Raw genomic sequence first — 2,087 nt, 5'->3', positions numbered from 1 at the left:
TGTCAATCGGCATGGAAAGCTGACCCCTTATCGGCGCCGAATATTGACCCCGGTCTGGAGCATTGACCCTACTGCCGCGGAGCGTTGGTGTGGCGCAGCGGCAGTAGGGTCAATGGTGGCGGAGGTCAGGCGCGGTTCTTGAAGCGCCAGCTCTCGTTTCCGGTCTCGACGATGTCGCAGTGGTGGGTGAGGCGATCGAGGAGCGCCGTGGTCATCTTGGGGTCGTTGAAGACTGAGGGCCATTCGCCGAAGGCGAGGTTGGTGGTAACGATGACCGAAGTCTGCTCGTAGAGCCGGCTGACGAGGTGGAACAGGAGCTGGCCGCCGGACTGGGCGAAGGGCAGGTAGCCGAGCTCGTCGAGGACGATGAAGTCCTTACGGGAGAGATAGTCGGCCATGCGGCCCTGGCGGCCGGATCGGGCCTCGGCCTCCAGCTTGTTGACGAGGTCGACCACGTTGAAGAAACGCCCTCTTGCGCCGCCTCGGATGGCGGCACGCGCGATGGCGATGGCCAGGTGGGTCTTGCCGGTTCCGGTGCCCCCGATCAGCACCACGTTGCGCTGGTGGGCGAGGAAGTTGCCGCCGGCGAGGTCGCGCACCAGGGTCTCGTTGATAGGGGTGTCGTCGAACACGAAGTCGTCGATGTCCTTGGCCAGGGGCAGCTTGGCGATGGTGATCTGGTACTTGATCGAGCGGGCCTGCTTCTCGGATATCTCCGCCGACAAAAGGTCGCCGACGATGCGCTGCGGCTCATGCTGGCGTTTGACGGCGGTGGCGATGATCTCGTCGTAGGCGGCCTTCATGCCATAGAGCTTGAGCTCGCCCATGGCCTCGAGGATCTGGGAACGCTCCATCATGGGGATCTCCTCAGCAGGTCGTATCGTGAGCAGTCGGCGCTCGGGGCGTGGCGGAGGCGCAAGGCGTCGGGCGTGATGATGGTGACGGGGGCTGCAGGCTCACGGCGCCGGGCGAGGATGTTGAGGATCACGTCGGCCGAGTGGACGCCCTGGTGCAGAGCTTCGGCGCACGCTGCATCGACCGCGGGCAACCCGTCGCTCAGCACGCTGGTGAGGATGTCCACCATCTGCCGGTCGCCGTCGGTGGCACCGGCGAGCTTGCGCCGGACGCGATCGAGGCTCGTGGGCAGAACCCAGTCCTTGAACGGAGCGCCGTTCCTGAGGGCGCCGGGCTTGCGTGCCAGGACCGGCACATAGTGCCAGGGATCGAAGATGGTCTGGTCCCGGCCGAAGCAGCGCGGGTGGGAGCCGACCGGCCGGCCGTCCTGGCGCAGCTCGATCCGCTCCGCATAGGCCCGGACCTCGACCGGGCGGCCCACGGTGCTGGCGCAGACCGAGTAGCGGTTGTTATCGAAGCGGACCAGGCAGGTCTTCGATACGGAGGCCGGGACGGCGTGGAAGCCGTCGAACCGCCCGGCATAGGGCACCAGGGCCGGGCGCTCGGCCTCGAACGCCTGCCAGATGGTCTCCTCCCGCCGCTCGGGGTGCGGATGGCCCTTGGCGTAGGCGATGCACTGGTCCAGCAGCCAGACGTTCAGCTCGTCGTAGCTCTTCACCCGGAGCCGGGGGGTGAAGAAGCGTTCCCGCACCAGCCCGACCTGGTTCTCCACCTGACCCTTCTCCCAGCCGGAGGCCGGGGTGCAGGCAACGGGATCGACCAGGTAGTGGCTGCACATCTGCAGGAAGCGGCGATTATAAGCCCGCTCCTTGCCGACGAAGATCGCATCGACCGCGGTCTTCATGTTGTCGTAGATGCCGCGCGTGCAGCAGCCCTTGAAGAAGGCGAAGGCCCGATCGTGGGCGTCGAACACCATCTCCTGCGTCTCGCGCGGATAGGCCCGCACGAACAGCATCCGCGAATGGCACAGCCGCACATGGGCGACGCGCACCGACACCGTGGTGCCGTTGATCAGGACGATCTCGTGGCTCCAGTCGAACTGGTAAGCCTCGCCGGGCGCGAAGCTCAGGGGCACGTAGGCCGCAGCCGTCATCGTCGCCTGCGCCCGCCGCCAGCCCTTGGCATAGCGGCGTAGCGCATCGTAGCTGCCCTCATACCCCCGGCCGCGCAGC

General features: G+C 66.7%; 2 protein-coding genes. Both read right to left on the bottom strand.

Translation table 11 applies throughout. The features are described from left to right. Window positions 1-125: 125 nt before the first annotated feature. Window positions 126-854, bottom strand: a complete 729-nt coding sequence (gene istB, locus V5F66_RS22185; protein ID WP_238123146.1) for an IS21-like element helper ATPase IstB — start codon at window positions 852-854, stop codon at window positions 126-128. Beyond that, window positions 854-2,087 (bottom strand): IS21 family transposase (istA, locus tag V5F66_RS22180; RefSeq protein WP_394094735.1); only part of this gene is annotated, 1,234 nt, incomplete at its 5' end. The genes istA and istB, both read right to left, overlap by 1 nt.

Origin of the sequence: Xanthobacter versatilis (assembly GCF_043193975.1) — a bacterium.
Lineage (GTDB): Bacteria > Pseudomonadota > Alphaproteobacteria > Rhizobiales > Xanthobacteraceae > Xanthobacter > Xanthobacter autotrophicus_E.
The sequence above is the reverse complement of the archived record's forward strand: the minus strand, read 5'-3'. Positions and strand labels throughout refer to the sequence as shown.